The organism is Micromonospora sp. WMMC273 (assembly GCF_027460285.1).
Taxonomy (GTDB): domain Bacteria; phylum Actinomycetota; class Actinomycetes; order Mycobacteriales; family Micromonosporaceae; genus Micromonospora; species Micromonospora aurantiaca.
In genome coordinates this window covers 3,278,625-3,292,365 of the sequence record NZ_JAPZBE010000001.1, presented here as the reverse complement: position 1 = coordinate 3,292,365, position 13,741 = coordinate 3,278,625, and the positions used below count along the sequence as shown (strand labels likewise).

Sequence of the window (13,741 nt, the reverse complement as noted above, 5' to 3'; positions counted from 1 at the left end):
GTGGAACCCGTCGACCTGGCCGTCTCGGCGCTGCACGGCAGCGTCGGCGACCCGGCGCTGAACTCGATGAACTTCCTCAACGAGGTGGCCCAGCACTACCCGGACGCGGTGTCGCTGGCGGCCGGGCGGCCGTACGAGGAGTTCTTCGACTCCGCGCTGCTGCACACGCACCTGGACCGCTTCCGCCGCCACCTCGCCGAGGACGTCGGGCTGGACCGGGCCGGCGTGGACCGGACGCTGTTGCAGTACGGGCGCACCAAGGGGATCGTGCACCACCTGATCGCCCGGCACCTCGCCGTGGACGAGGGCCTCGCCGTCGACCCGGAGTCGATGGTGGTGACGGTCGGCTGCCAGGAGGCGATGTTCCTGGTGCTGCGCGCCCTGCGGACCGGTCCGGCCGACGTGCTGTTCGCGGTGGCGCCCACGTACGTCGGGCTCACCGGCGCGGCCCGCCTGGTCGACCTGCCGGTGCGCCCGGTGGGCGGCGGACCCGGCGGCGTCGACCTGGCCGACCTGCGCGCCGGGGTGCGCCGGGCCCGCGCGGAGGGGCTGCGGCCCCGGGGCTGCTACGTGATGCCCGACTTCGCCAACCCGTCCGGCGTCAGCATGGACACCGCGCAGCGGCGGCGGCTGCTGGAGCTGGCCGCCGAGGAGGACCTGCTGCTGATCGAGGACAACCCGTACGGCCTGTTCCCGGCCGACGGCACCGAGCGGCGGCCCACCCTGAAGGCGCTCGACACCGCGCGGCGGGTGGTCTACCTCGGGTCGTTTGCCAAGACCGTGCTGCCAGGCGCCCGGGTCGGCTACGTGGTCGCCGACCAACGGGTGGGGGAGGCGGACGGCACCGTGGTCCCGTTCGCCGACCATCTCGCGAAGATCAAGAGCATGGTCACCGTGAACACGTCGCCGATCAGCCAGGCGGTGATCGGCGGCGCGCTGCTGGCGCACGACTGCTCGCTGGTGGCCGCGAACGTGCGGGAGCGGGCCGCGTACGCCCGCAACCTGCGCCATCTGGCCGACGGCCTGGCCCGGCGCTTCCCGGCCGGCGGGCCGGTCACCTGGACGGTGCCGGCGGGCGGATTCTTCGTGGTGGTGAGCGTGCCGTTCGCTGTCGACGACGCGCTGCTGCACCGTTCGGCCCGCGAGTACGGCGTGCTCTGGACGCCGATGGCGCACTTCTACGACGCGGGCACACCGGTCAACGCGCTACGGCTGTCGGTGAGCGCCGTCACACCGGAGTCGATCGATGTCGGCCTGGACCGGCTGGCCGCGCTGGTCACGGACACCATGAACGGCGATGCGACGCCGGAGTGTCAGGGTTCCGGCACAGTGCGTGTTTCCTGATGCCGTTCGTCTGTTGATAATGGACGAATGGTTGCCTGGGAGTACGCGTTGCTCGTTCGTCGGTATCAGGGTCAGGGTCGCAATTTCCACGTCTCGTTCGTGTGGTACGGCCCGGACGGGTCACGCACCGACGTGACCGCGTACGGCGACACCGCGATCGCGCACCTCAACCGGGTCGGCCGGGAGGGCTGGGAGCTGGTCTCCGCCGCCGAGGACGTGAACAACGTGCAGGGCAGCACCGAGGTCCACCGCTACCACCTGAAGCGCCCGCTGCGCTGACCCCGTTCACACCGGCGCCCCGGGAGACTCGTTCTCCCGGGGCGCCGCCGTCGTGTCGGCCGGGCTCAGCCCAGGTCCACGGCGGGGTAGAGCGGGAACGGCGTGAGCAGGTCGGCGGCCTGCTTGCCGACGGACTCGGCGACGGCCGGGTCCAGCACGTACTTCGCCTTCGACGGTGCGCCGTCCGGGCCGGTGCCGGGCGTGGTCTGGCTGAGCACGGTGTGGATCAGCTCGGCGGTGGCGTCCATCTCCGTGGCGCCGAGGCCCCGGGTGGTGAGCGCCGGGGTGCCGATGCGGATGCCGGAGGTGTACCACGCGCCGTTCGGGTCCTGCGGCACCGAGTTGCGGTTGGTGACGATGCCCGAGTCCAGCAGCGCCTGCTCGGCCTGCCGGCCGGTCAGGCCGTACCCGGACACGTCGATGAGCACCAGGTGGTTGTCGGTGCCGCCGGTGACAAGCGTCGCGCCCCGGCGCAGCAACCCGTCGGCGAGCGCCTGCGCGTTGTCCACGATCCGCTGGGCGTAGTCGGCGAAGTCGGGGCGGCGCGCCTCGGCCAGCGCGACCGCCTTGGCGGCCATCACGTGCGGCAGCGGCCCGCCGAGCACCATCGGGCAGCCCCGGTCGACCTGGTCGGCCAGCTCCGGCCCGCAGAGGACCATGCCGCCGCGCGGGCCGCGCAGCGACTTGTGCGTGGTGGTGGTGACGATGTGGGCGTGCGGCACCGGGTCGAAGTCGCCGGTGAAGACCTTGCCGGCGACCAGCCCGGCGAAGTGGGCCATGTCGACCATGAAGGTGGCGCCGACCGAGTCGGCGATCTCCCGCATGATCCGGAAGTTGACCTTCCGCGGGTACGCGGAGTAACCGGCGACCAGGATCAGCGGCTTGAACTCGCGGGCCGCCTCGGCCACCCGGTCGTAGTCGATCAGGCCGGTGGCCGGGTCGGTGCCGTAGCTGCGCTGGTCGAACATCTTGCCGGAGATGTTCGGCCGGAAACCGTGGGTGAGGTGCCCGCCGGCGTCGAGCGACATGCCGAGCATCCGCTGGTTGCCCAGCTCACGGCGCAGCGCGAACCAGTCCGCCTCGGTCAGGTCGTTGACCTGCCGCGCCTGCGCCTTGCGGAGCGCGGGGGACTCGACCCGGTCGGCCAGGATCGCCCAGAACGCGACCAGGTTGGCGTCGATGCCCGAGTGCGGCTGCACGTACGCGTGCGACGCGCCGAACAGCTCCCGGGCGTGCTCGGCGGCGAGCGCCTCGACGGTGTCGACGTTCTGGCAGCCGGCGTAGAACCGGCGCCCGACCGTGCCCTCGGCGTACTTGTCGCTGAACCAGTTGCCCATCGCCAGCAGCGTCGCCGGCGACGCGTAGTTCTCGCTGGCGATGAGCTTGAGCGACTCGCGCTGGTCGGCCAGTTCCGCGGCGATGGCGTCGGCCACGCGCGGCTCGACGCCGCGGACGACCTCCAGCGCGCTGCGGAAGGCGGTGGACTCGGCGTTGCGCGACATGCGACCTCCAGGTGACGTGCGGAAGGCCCAGGCGCTCGGCATGCGTCCTCATGACGAGGCCGCTCCCCGATGGTGCTCCATCTCCACGCGCCAGTCACGGCCCGTGCCGATCCTACCGGCCCGGCCGGGACCTGCGGGGTTGGGCCGCCCGTCCCGGGGCACACCGTGGGGGAGGGCCGGCCCCGACCCGGCCCGGGGGGAGAGGAGGCACGACCATGACCACACCGAGCACCGGACGGCCGCTCGCCGTGGTGACCGGCGCGTCCAGCGGCATCGGGTACGAGCTTGCGGTCCAGTTCGTCGAGCACGGCTACGACGTGGTGGTCGCCGCCGAGGACGCGGCGATCGAGCGCGCGGCCGGTGACCTGCGGCGCGACGGCGGCCCGGAGGTGTACCCGGTCCGGGTGGACCTGGCTACGCCCGAGGGCGTCACCCGGCTGGCCGGCGAGGTGACCGGCCTGGGCCGGCCGGTCGACGCGCTGGCGCTCAACGCCGGGCGCGGCGAGGGCGGCGACTTCGTCGGCGGCACCGACCTGGCCGACGAGCTCACCGTGATCGACCTGAACGTCCGATCGACCGTGCACCTGGCGAAGCTGCTGCTGCCGGACATGGTCCGCCGGGGCGCCGGGCGGGTGCTGTTCACCTCGTCCATCGCCGCCACCATGCCCGGGGCGTACCAGGCGGTCTACAACGCCTCGAAGTCGTTCGTGCAGTCCTTCGCCGAGGGGGTGCGCAACGAGCTGAAGGACACCGGCGTCACGGTCACCTCGCTGATGCCGGGCCCGACCGACACCGAGTTCTTCGACCGTGCCGACATGACCGACACCCGGGTCGGCCAGGGGCCCAAGGACGACCCCCGGAAGGTGGCCGAGGACGCGTTCGAGGCGCTGATGAAGGGGGAGCACAAGGTCGCGGCCGGCTCGTTGGTCAACAAGATCCAGGTGGCGGCCGGGAAGATCGTTCCGGATCGGCTGAAGGCCGAGCAGCACCGCAAGATGGCCGAGCCCGGCTCCGGCGACTGACCCCACCATGCGAGCGGGACCGCCCCTTCGCCGAGGGGCGGTCCCGCTCGCGTAACGCGGCCGGTGTCAGGCGACCACGGCGTCCAGCGACTTCTTCAGCGCCTTCGGGGCGGTCGGCGTCTTCGGCGCCTTCGGGCGCAGGTCGAGCATCCGCCGGCCGATCTCCTGGAGCCGGTTACGGCCGAGCGCCTCGCGGACCTTCGGGAACCACTCCTGCTCCTCCTCCTCGATGTGGTGCAGCACGTTCTCGATCAGCACCGTCGTCTTGGCGTTGTACCGCTCGTCGCCGGCGTCCATCGTGAACAGCTCGAAGCAGAGCACGTCCGCGACGTGGTGCTCCTCGTACGACTCCAGGACGTCGTCCTCGACGTCGGGCACCAGTTCGCGGACCTCCGGGTACATCACCTCGTTCTCGAGGTAGGTGTGCACCGTGAGGGCTTCGAGGATCTGCCCGACGATCTTCCCGCGCTTGCTCGCCGGTCCCTCCTCGGCCTCCTGGAAGGCCTTGAACAGGCGGCGGATCTCCTTGTGGTCCTCCTTGAGCAGGACGATCGCATCGGTGGACACCGGTTACCTCCTAAGTCGGCTGACGGTGCCCCCCTACCCGGCGCCCCACCAGGACAAACAGGCCGGGCCCGGCGTGATCGCCGGGCCCGGTCCACGCGGATACCGGTTACTTCACCGCGTTGTACGCGTCCACGACGCCGGCGCCGTAGAACCCGTTGCGGTTCCCGCCGGAGCAGGTCGCGTCGTACGCGTTCGGGCCCGCCGGGATCAGCGGAACGGGGTTGTAGACGCCCGACGGGCAGGACTTCGCGACCGCCGTGCGCTCCAGGAACGAGGCCAGCTGGCCCGGCGTCATGCCCGGGTGCGCGGACAGCGCCAGCGCCGCGACGCCGGTGGCGTGCGGGCTGGACATCGAGGTGCCCTGCTTGTAGCCCCACCCGTTGGTGCGGGTGGCGGTGTTGAAGGTGGTGGACAGGATGCCGTCGGCGGACGTCGAGCGGGCGCCCTGGGTCCGGAACCGGGTGTCGCCACCCGGCGCGGTCACGTCGATCACGCCCTGGCCGTACGAGGAGTAGTAGCTCTTCTCCCCGGTGGGGCCGACGGCCGCCACGGTCACCACGCCCGGCGCCTCGGCCGGCAGGTCGAGGCAGGCGTTGGTGAGGTTCTCGCGCTCCTCCGGCGTGCCGTTGTTCGGGCTGCCGGTGTCGGTGATCTTGTGGGCGAGGTCGTAGTTCGAGTTACCGGCCGACGCGACGTGCAGCACGCCCTGGGACTGCGAGTAGCGCAGGGCCCGCTGCACGGCCTTCCACACCGGGCGCTGACGCGCGTCGTTGCGGCAGTTCAGCTCCCACGGGTCGATGTAGTAGCTGTTGTTGGTCAGCTGCATGCCGTGCTCGGCGGCCCACATGAACCCGCAGACCGCGGCCTCCGGGAAGATGTAGCCGTCGTCGTTCACCACCTTGACGGCGGCGACCTTCACGCCCGGCGCGACACCGGTGACACCGACGCCGTTGACGGCGGCGGCGATGGTGCCGGCCACGTGCGTGCCGTGGTCGCTGGTGGTGGGGTTCCACGCGGCCTCGGCGGTGTTCGGGACGCCGCCCACACAGGAGGCGCTCTTGTCCTTGGCGATCTGGGTCGCCAGGTCCGGGTGGCTGCTGGAGATGCCGCTGTCCAGCACACCCACCACGACCGACGGGCTGCCGCCGGTCACGGCGTGCGCCTGCGGGACGCGGATCTGGGGCATGTCCCACTGCAGGTTGTAGAGCGGCTCGGCGGTCGGGTCGCCGGTGGCCGCGGCGACGGCGGCGGCCGGCACCTCGACCGTCTCGCCCTCGTCCAGGGCGGTGCCCAGGCCGGCGGTGGAGGCGACCGACTCGACGCCGGCGCCCGCCACCCGGGTGGCGAAGTCCGGGGCGGACGAGCGCACGACCAGCACACCGATCTTGTCGTACGCGGCCACCACGGTGCCGTCGGCGGCCGCCACGCGGGCGGCGGCCTTGGCGGTGCTGTTGCCCTGCGGGGCGAGCACGATGTAAGAGGTTTCCGGTCCGACGGCCGCGGCCGGTGCCGTGGCGCCGACGAGGGCGAGCCCGGCGCCGAGCGTCACTGCCGACGCCGCGGCGAGTGTCTTGCGACGGAGGTTGTTCACACAGACTCCCAGGGGTTCGTGCGGGTGGACCGCACCCCTGAGCGGGCTGCGGTCCGGGCGGAGGCACGGCGAAGTACCGGCCTCGCCCGGACCAGCGCCACCGCCTCCCGGGGTGTTACACGTGGTGGGAGCCCGGTGAAGTGGATCGTCAGACGGTGGCGATCGTGCAGGGGATCTCGTCGAGCAGTTCCCGGGCGAGGAAGCCGATCCGCCCGTACCGGGGGACCAGCCGTTGCCCGCTCACCGCGTGCGCGAACGCCGCCCAGCAGGCCGCCTGCGCCGGGTCGGCGCCCCGGGAAAGCAGACCCGCGAGCAGTCCGGCCCGCACGTCGCCACTGCCCGAGGTGCCCAGTCCGGCGTCTCCGCTCTCCTCCCGCCAGGCTCGGCCGTCCGGCGTCGCGATGTGCCCGTACAGCGAGACGACCGCGTCGTACCGGCCGGCCAGTTCCACCGCCTCGGCGTCCAGGTCGTCGCCCGGATCGCGGCCCAGCAGGTGCCGCGCCTCGGTCAGGTTGGGAGTGAGCACCGCCTTGCGGCCGGACCCGGCCAGCAGGTCCGGCGCGTGGCTGAGCGCGCCGAGCGCGTACGCGTCGAGCACCAGCGCGGTCTCCCGGCCGGCCGCGTCCAGGACCAGGCGCAGCAGCTCCCCGGTGGCCTCGATGTCCGTCAGGCCGGGTCCGACCGCCACCACGTCGGCCTCGGTGACCAGGCCGCGGAGCAGGTCGCCCGGGTCGCCGCGGACCGCGCCGTCGCCGGTCTCCGGCAGGCCGATCACGAGCGCCTCGGGCACCTGGATGCTCAGCGACGCCGCAGTCGACTCGGCCGCGGCGAGCTGGAGCACGCCGGCGCCGGCCCGCAGCGCTGCCACCCCGGCCAGCAGCACCGCGCCGGGGGTGAACCGGGAGCCGCCGACCACCAGCACGGTGCCGCGCGCCTCCTTGCCGCCGGTGGGCACCGGCAGCGCCCAGTCCCGCAGCAGCGCGGGGGTGATCACGTCAGACCGGCTCGGCATTGACCTCGTCCTCCCTGGTGGGCTTCGCCCCCTGCCGGTGCAGGTGGGCGACGTCGTTGAACACCTCCGGCACGAGCCGGCCGGCGTCGTCGGCGTGCCAGGCGGTGACCGAGCAGTTGGCGATCACGTGCTCGCGGGTCAGCGCCATCAGCTCCGCTTCGGTGAGCCCCTCCACCAGGTAGCGCAGCAGGAAGACCAGCGCGTCGTGGCCGAACAGCAGCACCCGGCCCCCCTCGTGGTCGCGGCGCAGGTCGCCGAGCAGCGCCCGCAGCCGCAGCGCCACATCGGTCCAGGACTCGCCGCCGGGCGGGCGGTAGTAGAACTTGCCGAGGCGGGTACGCCGCTGCGCCTCCTCCGGGTAGCGCCGGGTCACGCCGTGGCCGGTGAGCCCGTCGAGGACGCCCAGCTCCCGGTCGCGCAGCCGCTCGTCGACGCTCGCCGGGATCCCGGTGCCGTCGAGCGCCAGCTCGGCCGTGCGCACCGCACGCAGGTACGGCGACACCACCGCCACGTCCGGCCGCCTCGACTCCGGCAGCCCGGCCAGCCAGCGGGCGGTCGCCCGCGCCTGCTCCTCGCCGGTCGGCGACAGCGGCACGTCCGCGTCCCGGTGGCTGAGGTCGATCAGCTCGGCGCCGGACGTCTCGGCCGCCGTGGCCGCCACGTTCGCCGTGCTCTCGCCGTGCCGGACGATCCAGAGCGATCCCAACTCCGCCATGCGGCTCCCGGTACCCGGGCTCGACCGGGGATAACCGTGCCGGACCGGCCCGGCGCGGGACTACGCCGCCGTGCATCGACCCGGCACAATGTCCCACGACGCGGGACGGACGGCTCGGGTCCGAGGGAGGCGCACATGGCAACTGTGGTGCGGGGTCTGCGGGAGGCGCTGGTGCTCTTCCTGATCGCCGCCGTGGTGATCGCGGCGGCGGTCGGCATCTGGGTGGCGGTCGGCGGCGGCGACTTCACGCACCGGCTGGGCGTGGCGTTCATGATCGTCGGCGCCGTGATCGGGATGACCGGCGACCTCACGCTGAGCCGCATCGGCATGCTGCCGGCCCGTTCGACCTTCGGTCTGGCGCCCGAGCGGGAGGACGGCGGCGGCGGGCGGGTGCTCACCGGCGTCGGCATCTTCCTGTTCGTCTCGGTGCCGCTGATCGTCGTCGGTGCGCTGCTGATCACCTGAGCACGTGACGGCCGTCGCCGGACCGATCAGTCCCCCGGCGAACCGGGACTCACGAGGCCCGTCTCGTAGGCGACCACCACCGCCTGGACCCGGTCGCGCAGACGGAGCTTGGCGAGGATGCGGGCGACGTGGGTCTTCACCGTCGCCTCGGACAGGTGCAGCGCCGCCGCCAGCTCGGCGTTGCTCAGGCCGCCGGCCAGCAGGCGCAGGACCTCCGTCTCGCGACGGGTCAGCGTGGCCAGGTCGCGGTGCACCGCCGCCGTCTCCGGGTCGCGGCGGGCGAAGCGCCGCACCAGCCGGCGGGTGATGGCCGGCGCGAGCAGCGCGTCACCGTCCTGCACCATGCGTACGGCCGCGACCAGGTGTTCCGCGTCACGTCCTTGAGCAGGAAGCCGCTCGCCCCGGCGGCGAGCGCGGCGTAGACGTACTGATCCAGGTCGAACGTGGTGAGGATGATGATCCGGGGCGCCGCGACGGCCCCGGTGAGGATGCGGCGGGTGGCCTCGAGACCGTCGAGCTCGGGCATGCGCACGTCCATGAGCACCACGTCGGGCCGGGTACGGCGGACCGCGTCCACCGCCTCCGCGCCCGTCGCCGCCTCGGCCACCACGTCCACCCCACCGGCCGTGAGGATCATGCGGAACCCGGTACGGACCAGTGCCTGGTCGTCGGCGACCACCACTCGTACCGTCATGGCGCCTCCCACGGGATCAGTGCCTCGACGTGGTAGCCGGCGCCCGGCCGGGCGCCGGCGCGCAACGTCCCACCGTAGACGGCGAGGCGCTCCCGCAGCCCGATCAGGCCGCGCCCGCCCGAGACCCCGATGGCGGCCGGGACGCCGGGCTCGGTGTTGCCGACCTCGATCCGCAGGCTATCCGGCGAGTACTCGACGACGACGGTGCCCGCGGCGCCGGGCGCGTGCCGGACCATGTTCGTCAGCGCCTCCTGCACCACGCGGTAGGCGGTCAGCCCGACACCGGAGATGACCGGCCGGCGCTCGCCGGAGATGGTCAGCCGTACCGGCATACCGGCGTCACGCACGCGTTCGATCAGCTCGGGCAGGCCCTCGATCCCGGGCTGCGGGTCCTCCGGGTCGTCCGGTTCGGAATCCGCCAGCAGGCCCATGACGTGCCGCAGCTCGGTGAGCGCGGACCGGCCGGTCGACTCGACGGCGAGCAGCGCCTCCCGCGCCTGATCCGGGGCGGCGGCGAGCACCGTCCGGGCGGCGCCGGCCTGGATGACCATCACGCTGACGTGGTGCGTCACGACGTCGTGCAGTTCCCGGGCGATGCGGGCCCGTTCACCGGCGACCGCGTCGCGCAGCGCCTGCTCGTGGGCGCGGGCCTCGGCGGTGAGCCGCCGCCGGTCCTCACCCGCCCGTCGCCGCCACACGTGGTGGCCGCCCGCGGCGGCCACCAGCGGGGCCAGCACGACGAACGGCAGGTTGGCCGCGGGCACCGTGACCGGCATCAGCTCCCGCAGCCCCAGGGCGAGCAGCGCCACCGCCGGGACCGATGCCAGCACCGGCAGCCGGTACGGGCTGTGCGCCGCCGCGCTGTAGACGGCGACGAGGCAGGTCAGCACCACGCACGGGTACAGGGCCGGCTGCCGCTCCCCGTCGGTCACCAGCACCAGTGACGCGGCGGCCGTCGTCGCCCAGAGCACCGCGAGCGGATACCGGCGGCGCAGCACCAGCGGCGCGCACATGACGAAGACCAGCAGCAGTGCCCCGAGCGTCGACCCGGGCTGCGCCGGCTGCGTCTCCGGCGGGACCGCCAACGGCGGCAGCGGCAGTGGCGGCGGCAACGGCGGGGGCGGGACGCCGACGTCGTCGGTGGCGGCCTGGAAGCACACCAGCCCGAGCACCCCCGCCAGCGCCGCGTCGAGCAGCAGCGCGCGCCAGCCCGGCCGCGGCAGCGGCCCGGTCGCCACGATGCCTCTCACGCGTCCATTCTCGCCGCCGGTGCCCGGCCGGGGCATCGGCCCCGGTGTGCAGTGCGACTACATCGCAGGGATGACCCCGGGCGAAGATCCACCTCCGGCGGTACGGCGATGCGTCGCCGGACCGATGCCCGGCCCCCGGATCCGCCCCTAACGTCACGGCGTCCAGTAGACCGGCCCGACCCGACCGCAAGGGGCGACACATGACCGATCCGGTGATCGACGTACGCGGGGTGACCCGCCGCTACGGCGAAGGACCGCCCGCGCTGCACGACGTGTCGCTGACCGTCCGGCCCGGCGAGTGCGTGGCGGTACTCGGCCCCTCCGGCAGCGGGAAGTCCACACTGCTCAACCTGCTCGCCGCGCTCGACCGGCCGGACGCCGGCATGGTGACCGTCGCGGGCACCCGGCTGGACAAGCTCGGCGAGGCCGCGTCGGCCCGGTTCCGGCGCGCGCACGTGGGACTGGTCTTCCAGTTCTTCAACCTGCTCGACGACCTGACCGTGCTGGACAACGTCCTGCTGCCCGCCCAACTGGCCGGCGCGCCGGCCCGCGCGGCGCGCGAACACGCGGCCTCCCTGCTGGACTCGCTCGGCATCGCCCGGCACGCGCACGCGTACCCGGGACGCCTCTCCGGGGGTGAGCGCCAGCGCGTCGCCGTCGCCCGCGCCCTGGTCAACCGGCCCACGCTCCTGCTGGCCGACGAGCCGACCGGCGCGCTGGACACCGCGTCCGGTGAGGACGTCCGGCGCCTGCTCGACGACCTGCGCCGCAGCGGCCAGACCATCGTGCTCCGGCTCGATGCTCGGCTCGGTGATCCACGCCGCGGTGACCGCCGCCTGCCTGTGGGGGCTGCCGGGCGTACGCACCCACCTGGTCGCCTTCGACACCGACGTGGTCGACCTGACCTCCGACGTGGACGACCCGGTGGAGCTGCTGATGAAGGTGCAGCTCGGCGGCGGCACCGACATCGCCCGCGCGGTCGCGTACGGCGCGCAGCTCGTGGAGAACCCGCGCCGGACGATCGTCGCGCTGGTGTCCGACTTCTACGAGGGCGGCGACGCCGGACGTCTCATCCGGTCGGTGAAGCAGCTCGTGGAGCAGGGCACGCACGTGCTCGCGCTGGCCGCGCTGGACGAGGAGGCCGACCCGGCGTACGACCGGGCCACCGCCCAGCGGCTGGCCGACGTGGGCGCTGCGGTAGGCGCGATGACGCCGGGCGAGCTGGCCGCCTTCGTGGCCGAGCACGTGGGCCGGTAGGGGGACCGGATGACCCGTGACGACCTGATCGCGCTCACCCCGGACGTGCTGGCCGCGCTGAGCAACAGGGGCCTGGTGAAGCGCGCCACGAAGGAGGTCGACGCCGGTGAGCGGCCGATGCTCACCGAGGACGCCGACGGTGCGGTGTGTGCCGCGTACCCGGACGGGGTGACTGTGACGCTGCCCGGGGCGGCGGCCTCGCGGCCGGGATCTGCTCCTGCCCGGCGCCCGGCGTGTGCCGGCACCTGCTCGCCGTCGTGCTGACCTACCAGCGCACGCACGCCGCCGCCCCGGACCGCGAGGCCGCGCCGGGCCGGGTTGCGGCGCCGGCCCGGGAGGACGCCACAGCCGGGAGCGAGCCGTGGCGGTGGTCGCCGGGCGACGTCACCGACGAGGAACTGGCCGCTGCGATCGGCGCGCCGGCGCTCACCGCCGCGCGACGGCGGCTGCGGCGCGGCTACGCCGCCGTGGTCCACCGGCCGGACGCCGCCGACCCGGTGCCGCGCGTGGAGCTGCCCACCGGCACTGTGCGCTTCCTGGTGCCGCGCCAGATCGGGTACGCGCGCGGCGACGCGGCCGACGACGGCGGCGAGGCGATCGCCCTCGCCGTGTGGGCGTGCCGGACGGCCGACCGGGAGCAGCCGGACCGGCCCGAGGCGCAGGTACGAGTCGGCGGAACCGCCACCGTGACGGAGCATCCGGCGCTGGACGCGGCGGTGGCGTTGGCCGCCGACGTGCTGCTGACCGGGGCCGCGCACCTGGGTTCCGGCGTGGACGCCCGGCTCGCGGCGGTCCGGCGTGACCTCGACGCGGCCGGTCTGCGCTGGCCGCTGCTGGCGGTGGACGACCTGGCCGGGCAGCTGGAGGCGTACGCCGCGCGCGGCGCCCGGTACCGGCCGGAGACCCTCGCCGACCTGCTCGCCGAGTTGCCCGCCCGGCGGCGCGCGGTGGTGAACGCGGGTGCCACTCCGGCGGAGCGGGTACTCGGCACCCACGAGCCGGCGGAGACGCCGCTGCGGCGGGTACGGCTGACCGGCCTCGGCGCCCGCGTCCGCGAAAGCGGCGGCGAGGTGGGCGTGGACGTGGTGCTCGCCCACCCGGCGGCCGTCTCCGTGCTGGTGCTGCACCGCGCCTATCCCGCCGGCGACGACGGCCCGCCCACCGGCCACGAGCTGGCCGGACGGCGCGTCACCGGCGCCACGCTCGGCGCGCTGGCCACCGGCAACGTGGTCTCCGAGTCGGCGGTGCGCAGCGCCGCGCACCGGCTCCGGATCGCCGCCGGCCGGCTGGCCCGCACCACTGTCACCCCCGGCGCGGGGGAGTGGTCCGGCCTGCCGCCCGGCCTGCTCACCCGCGACCCGGACGCGCTCGCCGCCGAGCTGGCCGGGCGGCCACCCCGGCCGCTGCGTCCCCGCACCGCCGCCGAGTCGGTGCGGGTCCTCGCGCTCGGCGAGGTGCGCGCCATCGGGTACGCGGCCGGCGAGCAGCGCCTGCACGCCACGGTGACCGGGGCCGACGGCGGCACGGCGACGATCACCGCCACCCACCACGCCGCCGCCCCTGGTGCACTCGACGCGCTCGCGGCGGCGCTGGACGGCACGCACGGGCCGCCGCGCTACGTCAGCGGGACGGTGCGCCGGGGCGCCGACGGACTCGTCGTCGAGCCGCTGGCGGTGGTCGCCGACGCGGTGGTCGTACCCGATCTGGCACCCGGGGTGGGCGACGGCCGGCTGGCCGGCGCGGTCGACACCCGGCCCGACCCGGTCGCCGCGGCGCTGGGTGCGGCGTCGGCGCTGCTCGCGCAGGCGGCGCACACCGGCCTGCGGCACCTGCCGGCCGGCTTCCCGGAGCGGCTGCGCGCGACGGCGGCCGGGCTCGCCGCAGTCGGCCTGGATCGCTGCGGCGCGGCAGTGGCGGGCCTGGCCGGTGCGCTCGGCGCCGACCCGGGCGAACCGGCGGGACGGGCCTGGGTGGACGCCTGGATCCGGCTGTCGGTGACGGCGGAGTCCCGGTGAGCCGGTCCCCACGGCCGCGCCGGGTCGC

General features: G+C 74.4%; 10 protein-coding genes, 4 pseudogenes and 1 riboswitch. Of the genes and pseudogenes, 7 read left to right on the top strand and 7 right to left on the bottom strand.

The window, feature by feature from the left end:
* A complete protein-coding gene (locus O7611_RS15445) occupies positions 1 to 1,344 on the top strand; it encodes an aminotransferase-like domain-containing protein (RefSeq protein ID WP_194799270.1) in 1,344 nt (447 codons plus the stop codon).
* A gap of 27 nt (positions 1,345 to 1,371) precedes the next feature.
* Positions 1,372 to 1,623 (top strand): hypothetical protein, encoded by a 252-nt coding sequence (locus O7611_RS15440; RefSeq protein WP_013286617.1) that lies wholly within the window; start codon positions 1,372 to 1,374, stop codon positions 1,621 to 1,623.
* A 65-nt stretch (positions 1,624 to 1,688) separates the two neighbouring features.
* Here O7611_RS15440 and O7611_RS15435 read toward each other — a convergent pair whose 3' ends face one another.
* A complete protein-coding gene (locus O7611_RS15435; RefSeq protein WP_194799271.1) occupies positions 1,689 to 3,125 on the bottom strand; it encodes a glycine hydroxymethyltransferase in 1,437 nt (478 codons plus the stop codon).
* 18 nt (positions 3,126 to 3,143) lie between these two features.
* Positions 3,144 to 3,233: riboswitch (ZMP/ZTP riboswitch) on the bottom strand.
* A gap of 107 nt (positions 3,234 to 3,340) precedes the next feature.
* Between O7611_RS15435 and O7611_RS15430 the strand changes: the two genes are divergently transcribed.
* On the top strand, positions 3,341 to 4,147 hold the full coding sequence (locus tag O7611_RS15430; RefSeq protein ID WP_194799272.1) for an SDR family NAD(P)-dependent oxidoreductase: 807 nt from the start codon (positions 3,341 to 3,343) through the stop codon (positions 4,145 to 4,147).
* Between the two features lie 66 nt (positions 4,148 to 4,213).
* Here O7611_RS15430 and O7611_RS15425 read toward each other — a convergent pair whose 3' ends face one another.
* The 4 genes from O7611_RS15425 to O7611_RS15410 all read right to left on the bottom strand — a co-directional run bounded on the left by O7611_RS15425 (position 4,214) and on the right by O7611_RS15410 (position 8,032).
* Positions 4,214 to 4,714 (bottom strand): hemerythrin domain-containing protein, encoded by a 501-nt coding sequence (locus O7611_RS15425; RefSeq protein WP_194799273.1) that lies wholly within the window; start codon positions 4,712 to 4,714, stop codon positions 4,214 to 4,216.
* Positions 4,715 to 4,820: 106 nt separating this feature from the next.
* A complete protein-coding gene (locus O7611_RS15420) occupies positions 4,821 to 6,305 on the bottom strand; it encodes a S8 family peptidase (RefSeq protein WP_269697105.1) in 1,485 nt (494 codons plus the stop codon).
* Positions 6,306 to 6,453: 148 nt separating this feature from the next.
* Complete coding sequence (locus O7611_RS15415; protein ID WP_194799275.1) at positions 6,454 to 7,317, bottom strand: NAD(P)H-hydrate dehydratase; 864 nt, start codon at positions 7,315 to 7,317, stop codon at positions 6,454 to 6,456.
* Positions 7,301 to 8,032 (bottom strand): histidine phosphatase family protein, encoded by a 732-nt coding sequence (locus tag O7611_RS15410; RefSeq protein ID WP_194799276.1) that lies wholly within the window; start codon positions 8,030 to 8,032, stop codon positions 7,301 to 7,303. The genes O7611_RS15415 and O7611_RS15410 overlap by 17 nt, the downstream gene beginning before the upstream one ends.
* A gap of 135 nt (positions 8,033 to 8,167) precedes the next feature.
* On the opposite strand from O7611_RS15410, the gene O7611_RS15405 reads away from it, so the two are divergent.
* A complete protein-coding gene (locus O7611_RS15405; RefSeq protein WP_135240406.1) occupies positions 8,168 to 8,497 on the top strand; it encodes a hypothetical protein in 330 nt (109 codons plus the stop codon).
* Positions 8,498 to 8,523: 26 nt separating this feature from the next.
* Here the strand turns inward: O7611_RS15405 and O7611_RS15400 are convergent.
* Together O7611_RS15400 and O7611_RS15395 are read right to left on the bottom strand one after the other, a co-directional pair.
* Positions 8,524 to 9,191, bottom strand: a pseudogene (locus tag O7611_RS15400) (response regulator).
* Positions 9,188 to 10,441, bottom strand: a complete 1,254-nt coding sequence (locus tag O7611_RS15395; RefSeq protein WP_269697104.1) for a sensor histidine kinase — start codon at positions 10,439 to 10,441, stop codon at positions 9,188 to 9,190. Before O7611_RS15395 ends, O7611_RS15400 begins: the two are co-directional and overlap by 4 nt.
* A gap of 200 nt (positions 10,442 to 10,641) precedes the next feature.
* Between O7611_RS15395 and O7611_RS15390 the strand changes: the two are divergent.
* From O7611_RS15390 to O7611_RS15380, 3 pseudogenes are all read left to right on the top strand, one after another.
* A pseudogene (locus O7611_RS15390) lies at positions 10,642 to 11,232 on the top strand (ABC transporter ATP-binding protein); the annotation flags it as partial.
* Positions 11,231 to 11,698, top strand: a pseudogene (locus O7611_RS15385) (VWA domain-containing protein); the annotation flags it as partial. The pseudogenes O7611_RS15390 and O7611_RS15385, both read left to right, overlap by 2 nt.
* Before the next feature lie 9 nt (positions 11,699 to 11,707).
* Positions 11,708 to 13,713: pseudogene (locus O7611_RS15380) on the top strand (hypothetical protein).
* Positions 13,714 to 13,741 lie beyond the last annotated feature (28 nt).

Coding starts and splice junctions, on each gene's coding strand:
- O7611_RS15440 (WP_013286617.1), top strand. CDS start 1,372: ATGGTTGCCTGGGAGTACGCGTTGCTCGTTCGTCGGTATCAGGGTCAG.
- O7611_RS15435 (WP_194799271.1), bottom strand. CDS start 3,125: ATGTCGCGCAACGCCGAGTCCACCGCCTTCCGCAGCGCGCTGGAGGTC.
- O7611_RS15430 (WP_194799272.1), top strand. CDS start 3,341: ATGACCACACCGAGCACCGGACGGCCGCTCGCCGTGGTGACCGGCGCG.
- O7611_RS15415 (WP_194799275.1), bottom strand. CDS start 7,317: ATGCCGAGCCGGTCTGACGTGATCACCCCCGCGCTGCTGCGGGACTGG.
- O7611_RS15410 (WP_194799276.1), bottom strand. CDS start 8,032: ATGGCGGAGTTGGGATCGCTCTGGATCGTCCGGCACGGCGAGAGCACG.
- O7611_RS15405 (WP_135240406.1), top strand. CDS start 8,168: ATGGCAACTGTGGTGCGGGGTCTGCGGGAGGCGCTGGTGCTCTTCCTG.